We start from the raw sequence: 11,756 nt of genomic DNA, 5'->3' as shown, positions 1-11,756 counted from the left end.
GGACGGGTCCAGGCGCTAACTGGATCGCACGTCACATTCACAACCCGAACGCATCGGCCCACCGATCACAGGTTTGCGCGGTTCGACTCCGCGGATCGGCATTAAGGCGGCCACAGCGGCGGGGCGACTCCCGTACCCATCCCGAACACGGCAGATAAGCCCGCCAGCGTTCCAGCGAGTACTGGAGTGTGCGAACCTCTGGGAAAACTGCCTCGCAAGAGGGGCCAAGTGCGAGCCCAGGAACGCAATCGGAAGTACACGCAGGGTCCGTCCCGGTGGAACCCGAGACCGTTCCGTTACAACGGCTCGTAACTAGTGGTTCGCCGCCTCCCATTCATACTTCGGGCTACCTTTCGGTAGCCCACTCATCATCACTCGCGGAGTGGCAACGCTCGGTCCCAATCGCTATCGTTATACCACGCACGACGGTAGTAGTATCCGTGCCAAGGTGGCAGAGTCCGGCCTAACGCAGCGGCCTGCAGAGCCGCCCATCGCCGGTTCAAATCCGGCCCTTGGCTTCTTTCGACTTCATCGAACCGTGCGTTCGGTCGGCGAGCGGTCCCGGCGAAAAGCAACGATTATACCATGGGGAACGTTTCTGGCGAACATGCAACGACGGGCTGCGGCGATCTACGTGATTTTCTTCGTACTCGTCGCCATCGGTGCGTACTCGCTGACGACAGTGGCACAGCAGCCGTCGGTGTCGGTCGATGGCCAGAACTACTCGCAGGGCGATACCATCCGTGCCGACGGCACGCAGTGGACGGTCAACGTCATGGATGGTGAGGGGAACCTCTCGTCGGTCAACGAGTCCGCTCGGTTCACGGGTTCGCTGGCGAACAACTCGTCACTGCTGTTCAGCGAGGGTGAGTATCGCCCCGCTCCGAACGGTTCCGGCGGCGGAGCAGGGACCGGCACGGGGAGTGCCTCACCGAGCGCGAGTCCCGGCGGGCCTGGCACTCCCGGCACCACCGGTACCGGCGTCTCGACCGGCGAGGGGGCGAGCAACGACTCGGCGACTCGATTCCTGGTCGCCGTTCCGAACGCTTCCGGTTCGAACGGCTCCGGTGGAAACGCGACGAACGTCACGTCGTTCACCCTTCGCCAGCAGTTCGAGACGAGCGAGCGCCTGCGTGAGGACCCGTCGGTCGCCGACGTGACGCTCACCGCCGAGAACGGTACGCAGTACGTTCGCTATCGCAACGGGACGAGCCAGCGCCTCGACGAGTACCTCCCCGCACCCGAGGTTCGGAACGTCTCGGTCGGAGACTCGTTCCCCTACAAGAACAACTCGACGACCGTCGAGAGCATCAACACCAGCGGTGCGACGCTCACGTGGGAGGGGCGACTGACCCGCTCGCAGGACTTCGAGGAGGGGACGAACGTCACACTCGGCGGGACGAAATACGTCGCCCACTTCCCCGAAAACAGTACCCTGACACTCTCGGAGAACGTGTCGGGCTATCAGGCCGAGCAGGCGGCCGTCGCGGGATTCAACAACCGGATTCTCGGTCTCTGGGGAATCGTCATCATCAGCCTGTTCGCCGCCGTCCTCATCATCGCGCTGGCGTACATGCCGGTCCGAGGCTGAATCGGCGTCTCCGAACCCTCTTTTCGGATACCACTCGAAGCCGATTTTCGCCGTGACGACCTCTGGCGAGTTGAGTACCCTCTCACCGCGAGTGTCGAAGACGAGCCCGAATCACGGTCGCTTCGCTCCCTGTTTCGATCTTTTCGTCGCCGCTTCGCTCTACTTTTCGCAGAAGCGGGCTGGGAGGGATTCGAACCCCCGACCGTCTGGTTAAAAGCCAGACGCTCTGCCTAACTGAGCTACCAGCCCTCGCCCGGAGTCGGGACGGTGGCCCTAAATCAGTACCGTTCGGCGGTCGCGGAGTCGGTCGACTGCTCGTCGAGCGCCTCCGTGACCAGCACCACTGGATCGACGCCTTTCCGTGCGGCCCGGCGTCTGAGGTCGGCGTAGGTCTCCTGTGGCAGGCGTAGCGTCATCTCGCCGAGTGTCACGCCGTGTGCCGCGAGTACTTCGTCGGGGGCGGTGCCGGCGTTGATGGCGCTCGCCACCGACCGCACGTCCCGTACCGTCAGGTCGCCGTCGAGGACCGCCCACGCGAGGAGATACCGCGACTGGTCGGTGACGCGCGCGATGTGCTTGGCCGCCGTCGGGGCGATGTCGCCCGTGGCGACGTACTGGCGGATGGACCGCGGGAGGTCGTGGACGCGTGCCCACTTGCGGATGAACGAGACCGTCACGTCGCCACCGGTCCGCTCGGCAGCGGCCTTGTAGGAGCCTTCGCCGCGGACGAGCGCCGCACAGGCGGCCGCCCCGCGGAGCATGTAGACGCTGTCGGCCGCGCCCACCGAGTCGTCGGCGAATCGCTCGACGATTTCGGCAGCACGCGCGAGGCTTTCGGGGTCGTCGGGGTCGAACTGGACCGCCTGCTGGGCGTGTTCGCCGGCGAAGGTCGGATCACCCCTGACGACCGGCTCACCGACGGGTGACTCGCGGTCGGTCGGTCCGTCCGGCGTGTCGTCAGGGGTCATACCCTATCCGAGACGGCAACGGACAAAAGCGCCCCGCCGCTGTGTGCCGCTCGTACACTGTCAATCGGCGTCGGCGTCGCGCTGCTCGGAGAGGTGTTCCCAGATCTCGGTGCAGCCACAGCCGTCCGCGACGTCGTCGAGATGGTCGGTCGCCGGCTCCTCGTCCGGGTCCGTCTCGCTCATCGTTCGTCCTCCGGCTCGTACAGCTCTGGCGCGACGTCGGCCGAAACGTGCTGACGCGCGCCGTCGGTGTCTGACATCGTCTTCGATAGGGACGTTGGCAGCATAAACACGCGCTCACCCGTAAGCGCTACCCCGGCTCTCACTTCAGAGCAATATTTGCCTTTACCTTCGACACGATTTATCGACGAATCGCGTCGCCGTCGTGTGGTTTTTCGGAAGCCGTCCGTCACCACGAACTCGGCGCTGGGCGGGCGACAGACATAGTGCAGTGGGGGTCGAACGGACGGTGTGTCGATCGACGTCCATCAGCTCGACGCCGGCGCGTGGATCAGCGTCAACGACAGCCGCGAAGTGAGCGTGAGCGACCTCTGGCGACTCGCCAGACAGGGGTTCTGTGGCTGCGAGCTGGCTGATTTCCTCGCCGAGGGATTCGTCGAAGTCGGCGTCGACACGCGGGATATCGAGGCGCGCATCGCCGGTCAGTGCATCGCCTGTGGCGCGAGCGGCGTCACCGACTGGCTCGTCGTCGGTCGCGTGCTCGACGGCGAATTCCGCCCCGTCGTGCCCGAGAGCGTCCATATTCCGCGCCGACGCACCCGACTTGCCCATACTGTGTAGCCAGAATCAGGAAACATCATCCTCGTTCACCGAGACGCGGGGAGGTTTGACACCACGGAGGAGGGTTTAGGAGTCGGGCTACTTGCGACGGTATGCCGACCAACGTCGAAGGCTGGAAGGACGATGTGTATGGCGAGGAGATCCGCGAGCATCTCTTCGAGTTCGCCAAGGAGGGCTGGGAGTCGATCCCCGACGACGAGCACGACGCCTGGTTCGAGCGGTTCAAATGGTGGGGGCTGTACCACCAGCGCAACGGCCAGGAGAGCTACTTCATGATGCGGATCGGGACGCCCAACGGCGTGCTTGAACCCGGTCAACTCGAAGTCGTCGCCGACATCGCTGACGAGTACGCCCGCGGCCCGGCCGACAACCCCGAGTTCGGCGGCGCGTACTGCGACTGGACCACGCGCCAGTCGATCCAGCTCCACTGGATCCGGATCGAGGACGTCCCCGAAATCTTCGAGAAACTCGAAGCCAACGGGCTGTCGACGATCCAGGCCTGCGGCGATTCCTGGCGCAACATCGTCGGCTGTCCGGTCGCCGGCAAAGACGAACACGAGCACGTCGACGCGTGGCCAGTAGCCCAAGAGCTTCACGAGGAGTTCAAGGGCAACGACGCCTACGAGAACCTCCCTCGGAAGTGGAAAGTTTCAGTCACCGGCTGTGACGAGGGCTGTGGCCAGGGCGACATCAACGATCTCGCGTTCGAACCCGCACAGAAAGAAGTGGACGGCGAGGAGACGATGGGGTTCAACGTTCGCGTCGGCGGCGGTCTCTCGCGGAAGGAACCCCGCTTCGCCCGCGATATCGACGTGTTCTGTACGCCCGAGGACGCCCCCACGGTGTCGGCGGGGATGTCCGCGCTCTTTCGCGATCACGGCGACCGCGACGACCGGTTCAACGCCCGCATCAAGTTCCTCGTCGACGAGTGGGGCACCGAGAAGATTCGAGAGACGCTCCAGGAGGAGTACGTCGATTACGAACTCCCCTCGGCGGGCGAGGACCTCCGCGAACAGTACACCTACAACGCGGGCCGACAGGACGAGCACGGCGACCACATCGGAGTACGCGAACAGCCCGACGGCAACTACTACGTGGGGTTGAACGTCATGGTCGGACGAATGGGCGCCGGCGACGTCCGTGAACTCGCCACGCTCGCTGACGAGTACGGCTCCGGCGAGGTGCGGCTCACCCAGCGCCAGAACGCCATTGTCACCGACGTTCCGAAGGAAAACCTCGACGCGTTCCTCGACGAACCGCTTCTGGAGGACTACTCGCCCGACCCGCATCCGTTCATGCGCGGGTCGATTGCCTGTACGGGTACCGAATTCTGCTCGCTGTCGATCGTCGAGACGAAGAATCGGCAGGTCCGGTACGCCCGCTGGCTGAAGGAGAACGTCGCGCTTCCCGAGGGAATCCAGGACTTCCACATCCATCTCTCGGGCTGTACCGCCTCCTGTGCCCAGCCCCAGATCGCCGACATCAGTCTTCGAGGAATGAAGACCAGAAAGGACGGCGAGCCGGTTGAGGCGTTCGACATCGGCCTTGGAGGAGGTCTCGGTGAGGATCCCCACTTTGCCGACTGGATCGCCATGCGTGTCGCCGCCGACGAGGTGCCAGGTTATATCCGGAACGTGCTCGCGGCCTACGAAGCCGAGTCGGACGACGAGAGCTTTCGGGAATTCATCGCCGCGCGCGACGAGGAAGCGTTGGAGGAACTCGCCGACCCCGCGGAGACCGACTACGAGGACCCGTACATGCACAACACGAAGATGACGTGGTATCCCTACGCCGAGGAGGACGAGATGGACGACCGGCCGACGCCGGCCCGTGCCGACGGCACGCCCATCTCGGCGGACGACTGATCGCCGATGAGCGATCGCATTTTGAAGGTCAACGCCTACACGACGCTCGATCTCCTCGACGGGCGGGCGGAGGGCCACGGCTTCGAGGAACACGCGTCCGCGGTGCTGAACGTCACGGCCGATCGGAAGAACCCCGATGCCGTGAAACTCCAGATCGAACTCGACAACACCGATCTCGACGCCGTGCCGGCCCACGCCGACGAGATCGAACTCACGCCAGAGCAGGCCCGGACGGTCGCCGCCGCCCTCGAAGAACGTGCCGAGACGGTCGAGAACGCGACCGACGACTGAACCGACCCCCTCCCCCTCTCCTTCTCGCCCGTTCGCTTACCAGTCCTTCTCGCTGCGCTCGCGCCACGCCCGCCGCTGGCGATCCTCTGTGACGTGGCGTCGACCGTCGGCCAGTTCCTCGCGGACGGCCGCCTCGAACTCGTCGACGGGATCCAGGAACTCGTCGACGAACGCCTCGACCAGTTCGTAGGTCCACTGTCCGTCGACGACGCCCGCCGGGAGGAGGTCGTCGCGGAGCGCGTCGGCGTGCTCGTCGTGCCCGCTCGCGCGGAGTTTCTCGCGGGCGTCGTCGAAGCGGTTCATGCCGCGGCCGACCGCGTGGTGGAAGGCGAGCAGGTGGCCGTAGCCCCGGTGGAGGTGTTCGATGCCGAGCTGGAGGTCGTGGAGCGCCGCCCGCTCACTCTCGTTCAGTCCCTGTTGGTCGTCCATGCGCTCTCCTCGCCGAGAACGACCAAAACGTTTGGTGGCGTCGCCGCAACGCCAACCGCTTTCCGCGGGCCGCTTTCATACCGTGCATGAGCACGAACGACGACTGGACGACGGAACGGATGGGCGATATGAGCGACAAGACAGTGATCGTCACTGGCGCGAACAGCGGGCTGGGCTTCGAGGCCGCGAGAGCGTTCGCCACACACGGCGCGAACGTCGCGTTGGCCTGTCGGAGCGTCGAGCGCGGCGTCGCGGCGGGCGAGCGTATCCGGGACGACGCTCCCGCAACCCGACTGACGGTCGTCGAACTCGACCTCGCGGACCTCGACTCGATTCGGGCGTTCGCCACGAGTTTCGCCGACACGCACGACGACCTGCACGTGCTCTGCAACAACGCCGGCGTGATGGCGATTCCCCGTAGCGAGACCGCCGACGGGTTCGAGACACAGTTCGGCGTGAATCATCTGGGCCACTTCGCGCTCACGGGCCTGCTGCTCGACCAGTTGCGCGGGACCGACGGCGAGACGCGCGTCGTCACCCAGTCGAGCGGCCTGCACGAGAACGGCGAAATCGATTTCGACGATCTCCAGAGCGCGCACTCCTACGACGAGTGGGGGGCCTACGGCCAGAGTAAGCTCGCCAATCTCCTCTTCGCCTACGAACTCCAGCGCCGACTCCGGGGCGCGGGCATCGAGAGCGTCGAGAGCGTCGCCTGCCATCCCGGCTACGCCGACACGAACCTCCAGCAGCGCGGTCCCGAGCAGTCGGGGTCGACGCTGGGGCTGTGGGGGATGAAGGCCGCCAACGCCGTGCTCGCACAGGACGCCGCGACGGGTGCGCTCCCGATGCTCTACGCCGCGACGGCTCCCGAAATCGACGGCGGCGAGTATATCGGCCCGGGTGGTTTTCAAAATATGCGTGGCCATCCCGAGAAACAGCGCTCCAGCGGCCGTTCGTACGACGAGACGACCGCGAAACGGCTCTGGGACGTCTCCGAGGAGCTGACCGGCGTACGCTACGGTCTCGATTCGAACTAGTCAGACCACGACCCGCTCGCCGCGCTCGGGTGCGCTCGCGTCGAACCCCGCTTCCTGTAGTTCGTCGGCGAAGGCCGGACAGCGGTCGCCGTGGACGCAGAGCACTTCGGCGTCACGGTACGAATCCAGGAACGCGAGCAGGCCGCGTCGGTCGGCGTGTGCCGAGAAATCGTAGGCTTCGACCCGCGCGCTCACGGCCATCACGCGACCGTCGATTTCGGCTCGACCGGTGTCGAGCAGTTCGCGGCCGGGCGTGCCCGCGACCTGATGGCCGGTCATGGCAATCAGATTCGTCGGGTTCGCCCGAATCTCGGGGATGTACGACATCGCCGGACCGCCCGAGAGCATCCCGCTGGTGGTGACGATCGCCGTGCTCTCGGCGGCGATGCGTTCTCGCTGGCCGTCGCGCCCGGTGACGAACCGTGCGTGGCCCGCCGCCCGATCGAGCGCGTCGCCGTCGCGGACGAACTTCGAATGCCGGCGGCACATCTCGGTGACGCCTTTCCCCATTCCGTCGACGTAGCAATCGATGTCGTGGGCCGCACAGACCAGGAGTAGCTCCTGCGTCCGACCGATGGCGAAGGCCGGCACGACGACAGTCCCGCCGTTCCAGAGGGTTCGTCTGACGCTCTCGGCGAACCGTTCCTCGACGCGCTCGCGGGGGTCGTGTTCGGTGTCGGAGTAGGTACTCTCACAGATCACGACGTCGGCGTCGGGCCGGGCGGTCGAGGGGGAAACGAGGCGCTGGCCGCGGTCCGGATGGCCGGTGTGGAAGTCACCGGTGTAACAGAGCCGTGTTTCACCATCATCGACGAGGACGTGTGCGCTCCCCGGGATATGTCCGGCGTCGTACAGCGTGATCTCGTGGCCGGCCGCTTCGAACGATTCACCGTAGTCGTGGGTCTTCGAGACCTCCGTGAGCCGCCGGAGTTCGGTTTCGGTGAACGGACAGCCGTAGGTTCCACCATGTAGTTTCAGGGTATCGCGTGCGAGCGTCAGCGCGAGTTCGCGCGTCGGCGGCGTCCAGTGGATTGCGGGGCGTGCATCGCCCGACAGCAGCGCCGGGAGCGCCCCGACGTGGTCGAGGTGACCGTGCGAGACGACGACCGCCTCCGGATCGACCGACCCGACCGGATAGCCGGGCGGCGTCCCGCTTTGCATGCCGTAATCGAGCAACAGGTCGTCGTTGACCAGCACCGCGCTCCGGCCGACCTCGCGCGCGCCGCCGAGGAAGTCGATGTCCATTGCCCGCCGTTCTCGTTTGCGGGCTTTCGACCCGTCGATTTCGAACTATTCCTTCAGGTCGTCGACCCAGCCGGGTTGGTCGACCCCGGCCGACCCGACCTTCGAGAATTCGAGCGTCTCCGTGATGGTGTTCGGCTCACCCGAACTGAACTTGTCGGTCGTCCGCTCGGTCTTCAGTGTGTGGACGACGCCCGTCTCGGGGTCGACGACGAGCGTCGAACTGAACTCCGTGATCTCCTCGCCACGGAAGAGGACGTCAGTGCTGAGGCTGTCGGTGCCGTTGGCGACGTAGACGGCCAGTTTCTGTCCATCCCGAGTGACGGTCTCCGAGCGCTCGTAGTCGACCGCGCGAACGGTTTCGGCGATCTCGGTGGCGGTGAGCAGGCTCCCGGCGAGCGGCCGGCCGAGTTCCGAGACCTCGTACTGCGGTTCGTCCATGCTCGCGAACTCGGTTTTCTCGTAGGCCGTCGCCCCTTCGGCGTAGGTGTGGCGGGTCGCTTCGTCGGTCGGCTTCGAAACCAGTCGGGCGGTGTTCGCATCGAGGTCCGCCCGCCCGGTGCGGTCGTCGGTCTCCGATTCGCCCTCGCCACCCTGTATCGTCGAACTGTCCGCGATGGCGAAGCTTCCGGCCGCTCGCAACCCGTCGATGTGGGCGTCTGCGATGCTGTCGCCGTCGAGCGGCGGTTCCGGTCCGACGGCCGCGTTCGATGACTCCTGCGTCGCGGTCTCGGTCGGCGTCGGTGTCTCCGTCGGCGTGTCCGTCGCGGTTGGTGTGTCGGTCGCGGTTTCGGTCGGTGTCAGCGTTGCGGTGTCCGTGGCGGTCGGCGTTGGCGTTGGCGTCTCCGTGGCCGTCGGTGTCGGCGTCGGCGTGTCGGTCGCGGTTTCGGTCGGCGTCGGCGTTGCGGTGTCCGTGGCGGTCGGTGTTGCCGTCGATGTGGCCGTTGCGACGGTGGCCGTTGCCGTCGGCGCTTGCGTCTCGGTGGCCAGCGAAGTCGTGGCCGCCGTCGACGGTGTTTCCGTGGCAGCCGTGGTTCCGTTGGCCGATGAGGAATCGAGCGGGTCGTCGGCGAACGAGCTGCAGCCGGCCAGCAGCACGAGCGCGACGACGAAGACCGTGAGCACCGTTCGTCGTGTCATTGCTTACCATCTGTATTTGGGGTAAATATTAATCTGCTGGTTGTGTACGGTGTTCGGAAAGCACGAACTCGGCCGTGGAGCTTTCAATACGCTTTTGAAGACCGACCGACTTACTCGGGCATGGCTGATTTCACGGTCGTCGTCGCCGACCCCGAGGACGGGGCGGCCTACCAGCGTGCGGTCGAGGGACAGGACGCGAACCGCTTCGTCGGGCGCTCCATCGGCGACGAGGTCGATGGGAGTGCGGTCGGTCTCGACGGCTATACCGTCGAACTCACCGGAGGATCCGACACAGCCGGCCGACCGATGCGCGAGGATATCGCCGGGCCGGCGCTCAACGCCGTCCTGCTCTCGGGCGGGACAGGCTTCAACCCCACCCGTGACGGCGAGCGAAAGCGCGTCACCGTCCGCGGACGCGAGGTCGGCGAGGAGACGCGCCAGATAAACGCGACCATCACCGCCCGCGGCGACCAGTCGGTCGACGAACTGTTCGGCGAGGACGAGGGCGAGAACGAAGACGACGAGTGACCGACCGGCTGCCGAGCGACCATCCGTCCGTCGAGACGGTGCGCGCGACGCTCGCCCGTCGCGGGCGCACCCGCTCGCGGCTCGAACTGCCGACGGACGACCGCTTTCCACTAACAACCGTTCGTCTCGCTCTCGATGGCGACGTCTTTCACACCCGCATCGAGCGCACTCGCACGTCGGGCGTCGCGATCGACGGCACGTACGACAACGCCCGCCTCGCGCGCGAACGTGACGGCGAGGATCGCCTCGAAGCGTGGCGGCGATCCTCGGGAATCGACTACGGGCGGAGCGTGCTCGTCGACATGGTTGAGGTGGGATTTCTCTACGGCGTCCGCGAACCCGGCGAGCGTGTCGTCTACGACGCCGTCGAATCGCCCGACGAGGGACTTGCGAATATCGCCCGCGACCTCGAAGCGGACGAGCGCTGATTCACCGGCCTTTTGTCCGGCCTGCGCGTAACACCCGCATGAATCCCGACCGACGCGAGTTCATCGACGGCGAGCGCCCCGAGGACGTGCTCGTCTTTTTCGCCGAATCGGCCGTCTCGGACCTCGGCATGCTCGCCCAGCACGGCGAACGAGTAGAACGGGGCGTTTCGCTGGTTTTGGAAGCGGAGCGCGGCCGGAGCGCCTTCGAGGGAGCGACCGGCGTCGACCCGATGACTCTCGCGAGCGCGGCGATGGATTCGACGGGAGCGATCGATCTCGACTCCTTTGCGGGGTGTTGCCCCGAGACCGAGGATACTGACGCCGACGATGCCAACACCGCCGGCACCGACGCCGCCGACGAGCACGCCCCACGGTTCGCCTTCGCCTTCGCCGAGGAGCGAAACGAGGAGGTGGGCGGCATCTACGCCGAGGGCGACGTGATTCACGCCTACGCGGTCTGCGAGTGCGGCGGGGTCTACTCCGAGCGCTGGGTCGCCGGCGCGTCCTGACGGATCGGGGTCGTGGCGCATCACACAGTTTATATACGCTGACGGCCGTGTACGGCCGTGGAAACACCCCAGCAACGGCGCAAACTCGACGCGGAGATAGCACCGCTCGATCTGCGGTTTTCGAGCGACGAACTCGCCGCCGAGCGCGAGCGGATCACGTCGTTCATCCAAGAGCAAGTCGACCGCCACGACGCCGACGGCGTCGTGCTCGGTCTCTCGGGCGGCGTCGACAGCACGGCGGTCGCCCATCTCGCCGTCGAGGCGCTCGGCCGCGAGGCCGTTCACGGTCTCGTGCTCCCCCGCGAGGTCAACAGCGACGCGAACATGAGCGACGCCGAGCGTGTCGCCAACGACCTCGAAATCCCCTACGATGTCATCGATATCGACCCGATGGTCGAGGAGTTCCTCGCCATCGAGGCCGGTGATGCGAGCGACGACGACGGCTGGGAGAGCCGCTTCATCGGCAACACGAGCGCGCGCGTGCGCATGACCGTCAACTACCTCGTCGCCAACAAGGAGAACAGACTGGTGCTCGGCACCGGCAACCGCGTCGAACTCGCGCTCGGCTACGTCACCAAGTACGGCGACGGCGGCGTCGACTGCAATCCGATCGGCAACTGCTACAAACAGCAGGTCCGCCAGCTCGCCGCCGACCTCGGGGCCGACGCGGAACTCGTCCAGAAGACCCCCACTGGCGGAATGGTCGACTACGAGACCGACGAGGAGGAGATCGGCGTCGAATACGACACCATCGACGCGATTCTCGCACTCGCCATTGACGGCGACGTTCCGACCGCTGCAGTCGCCGACATCGCCGAGACGACGCCCGAGACCGTCGAACACATCCGGGAGATGTACCGCGAGAACGAACACAAACGGACCGCGCCACCGACGCCGAGTTCCGATTCCTAGTTACGAGTATCGGCG

General features: G+C 65.9%; 14 protein-coding genes, 2 tRNA genes and 1 rRNA gene. 11 read left to right on the top strand and 6 right to left on the bottom strand.

Features of this window, described 5'->3' with window-relative positions:
* Window positions 1-102: 102 nt before the first annotated feature.
* The 3 genes from rrf to ACP97_RS10540 all read left to right on the top strand — a co-directional run bounded on the left by rrf (window position 103) and on the right by ACP97_RS10540 (window position 1,591).
* A 5S ribosomal RNA gene (rrf, locus tag ACP97_RS10550) occupies window positions 103-221 on the top strand.
* Window positions 222-442: 221 nt separating this feature from the next.
* A tRNA-Cys gene (locus tag ACP97_RS10545) sits at window positions 443-518 on the top strand.
* Window positions 519-607: 89 nt separating this feature from the next.
* Window positions 608-1,591 (top strand): hypothetical protein, encoded by a 984-nt coding sequence (locus ACP97_RS10540; protein ID WP_049997781.1) that lies wholly within the window; start codon window positions 608-610, stop codon window positions 1,589-1,591.
* 175 nt (window positions 1,592-1,766) lie between these two features.
* Here ACP97_RS10540 and ACP97_RS10535 read toward each other — a convergent pair.
* The 3 genes from ACP97_RS10535 to ACP97_RS21055 form a co-directional block, all read right to left on the bottom strand.
* Window positions 1,767-1,840 (bottom strand) — tRNA-Lys (locus ACP97_RS10535).
* Between the two features lie 29 nt (window positions 1,841-1,869).
* Window positions 1,870-2,559 (bottom strand): DUF7119 family protein, encoded by a 690-nt coding sequence (locus ACP97_RS10530; RefSeq protein WP_049997780.1) that lies wholly within the window; start codon window positions 2,557-2,559, stop codon window positions 1,870-1,872.
* 60 nt (window positions 2,560-2,619) lie between these two features.
* Window positions 2,620-2,742 (bottom strand): hypothetical protein, encoded by a 123-nt coding sequence (locus tag ACP97_RS21055; protein ID WP_272913448.1) that lies wholly within the window; start codon window positions 2,740-2,742, stop codon window positions 2,620-2,622.
* A gap of 288 nt (window positions 2,743-3,030) precedes the next feature.
* Here ACP97_RS21055 and ACP97_RS10525 point away from each other — a divergent pair, with 288 nt between their 5' ends.
* From ACP97_RS10525 to ACP97_RS10515, 3 genes are all read left to right on the top strand, one after another.
* Window positions 3,031-3,360, top strand: coding sequence for a hypothetical protein (locus ACP97_RS10525; RefSeq protein ID WP_049997779.1), 330 nt, complete (start codon window positions 3,031-3,033; stop codon window positions 3,358-3,360).
* Window positions 3,361-3,452: 92 nt separating this feature from the next.
* Window positions 3,453-5,225 (top strand): nitrite/sulfite reductase, encoded by a 1,773-nt coding sequence (locus tag ACP97_RS10520; RefSeq protein WP_049997778.1) that lies wholly within the window; start codon window positions 3,453-3,455, stop codon window positions 5,223-5,225.
* Window positions 5,226-5,231: 6 nt separating this feature from the next.
* A complete protein-coding gene (locus ACP97_RS10515) occupies window positions 5,232-5,516 on the top strand; it encodes a DUF6360 family protein (RefSeq protein WP_049997777.1) in 285 nt (94 codons plus the stop codon).
* 36 nt (window positions 5,517-5,552) lie between these two features.
* Here ACP97_RS10515 and ACP97_RS10510 read toward each other — a convergent pair whose 3' ends face one another.
* On the bottom strand, window positions 5,553-5,945 hold the full coding sequence (locus ACP97_RS10510; RefSeq protein ID WP_049997776.1) for a hypothetical protein: 393 nt from the start codon (window positions 5,943-5,945) through the stop codon (window positions 5,553-5,555).
* Between the two features lie 86 nt (window positions 5,946-6,031).
* Here ACP97_RS10510 and ACP97_RS10505 point away from each other — a divergent pair, with 86 nt between their 5' ends.
* Window positions 6,032-6,982, top strand: coding sequence for an oxidoreductase (locus ACP97_RS10505; protein WP_049997775.1), 951 nt, complete (start codon window positions 6,032-6,034; stop codon window positions 6,980-6,982).
* Here ACP97_RS10505 and ACP97_RS10500 read toward each other — a convergent pair whose 3' ends face one another.
* Together ACP97_RS10500 and ACP97_RS10495 are read right to left on the bottom strand one after the other, a co-directional pair.
* Entirely contained in the window at window positions 6,983-8,227 is a 1,245-nt protein-coding gene (locus ACP97_RS10500) for an MBL fold metallo-hydrolase (protein WP_049997774.1), read from the bottom strand. It lies immediately after the preceding gene.
* 45 nt (window positions 8,228-8,272) lie between these two features.
* Window positions 8,273-9,364, bottom strand: coding sequence for a hypothetical protein (locus tag ACP97_RS10495; RefSeq protein ID WP_049997773.1), 1,092 nt, complete (start codon window positions 9,362-9,364; stop codon window positions 8,273-8,275).
* A gap of 120 nt (window positions 9,365-9,484) precedes the next feature.
* Between ACP97_RS10495 and ACP97_RS10490 the strand changes: the two genes are divergently transcribed.
* The 4 genes from ACP97_RS10490 to ACP97_RS10475 are packed head-to-tail and all read left to right on the top strand — an operon-like array spanning window position 9,485 to window position 11,741.
* Window positions 9,485-9,892: a 30S ribosomal protein S6e gene (locus tag ACP97_RS10490; RefSeq protein WP_049997772.1), complete on the top strand. Its 408-nt coding sequence runs from the start codon at window positions 9,485-9,487 to the stop codon at window positions 9,890-9,892.
* On the top strand, window positions 9,889-10,320 hold the full coding sequence (locus tag ACP97_RS10485) for a DUF7112 family protein (RefSeq protein WP_049997771.1): 432 nt from the start codon (window positions 9,889-9,891) through the stop codon (window positions 10,318-10,320). The genes ACP97_RS10490 and ACP97_RS10485 overlap by 4 nt, the downstream gene beginning before the upstream one ends.
* Before the next feature lie 38 nt (window positions 10,321-10,358).
* Window positions 10,359-10,829 carry a DUF5807 family protein gene (locus tag ACP97_RS10480; RefSeq protein ID WP_049997770.1) on the top strand — a complete coding sequence of 157 codons (471 nt, stop codon included), beginning with the start codon at window positions 10,359-10,361 and terminating at the stop codon, window positions 10,827-10,829.
* A 57-nt stretch (window positions 10,830-10,886) separates the two neighbouring features.
* Complete coding sequence (locus ACP97_RS10475; RefSeq protein ID WP_049997769.1) at window positions 10,887-11,741, top strand: NAD+ synthase; 855 nt, start codon at window positions 10,887-10,889, stop codon at window positions 11,739-11,741.
* The last annotated feature ends 15 nt before the right edge of the window (window positions 11,742-11,756 follow it).

The organism is Halococcus sediminicola (assembly GCF_000755245.1).
Classification (GTDB): domain Archaea; phylum Halobacteriota; class Halobacteria; order Halobacteriales; family Halococcaceae; genus Halococcus; species Halococcus sediminicola.
This window is presented reverse-complemented; position numbering and strand designations above follow the sequence as displayed.

Bases quoted from the DNA above. Each gene is read 5' to 3' on its own strand.
- ACP97_RS10540 (WP_049997781.1), top strand. From the start codon at position 608: ATGCAACGACGGGCTGCGGCGATCTACGTGATTTTCTTCGTACTCGTC.
- ACP97_RS10530 (WP_049997780.1), bottom strand. From the start codon at position 2,559: ATGACCCCTGACGACACGCCGGACGGACCGACCGACCGCGAGTCACCC.
- ACP97_RS21055 (WP_272913448.1), bottom strand. From the start codon at position 2,742: ATGAGCGAGACGGACCCGGACGAGGAGCCGGCGACCGACCATCTCGAC.
- ACP97_RS10520 (WP_049997778.1), top strand. From the start codon at position 3,453: ATGCCGACCAACGTCGAAGGCTGGAAGGACGATGTGTATGGCGAGGAG.
- ACP97_RS10515 (WP_049997777.1), top strand. From the start codon at position 5,232: ATGAGCGATCGCATTTTGAAGGTCAACGCCTACACGACGCTCGATCTC.
- ACP97_RS10510 (WP_049997776.1), bottom strand. From the start codon at position 5,945: ATGGACGACCAACAGGGACTGAACGAGAGTGAGCGGGCGGCGCTCCAC.
- ACP97_RS10505 (WP_049997775.1), top strand. From the start codon at position 6,032: ATGAGCACGAACGACGACTGGACGACGGAACGGATGGGCGATATGAGC.
- ACP97_RS10500 (WP_049997774.1), bottom strand. From the start codon at position 8,227: ATGGACATCGACTTCCTCGGCGGCGCGCGCGAGGTCGGCCGGAGCGCG.
- ACP97_RS10495 (WP_049997773.1), bottom strand. From the start codon at position 9,364: ATGACACGACGAACGGTGCTCACGGTCTTCGTCGTCGCGCTCGTGCTG.
- ACP97_RS10490 (WP_049997772.1), top strand. From the start codon at position 9,485: ATGGCTGATTTCACGGTCGTCGTCGCCGACCCCGAGGACGGGGCGGCC.
- ACP97_RS10480 (WP_049997770.1), top strand. From the start codon at position 10,359: ATGAATCCCGACCGACGCGAGTTCATCGACGGCGAGCGCCCCGAGGAC.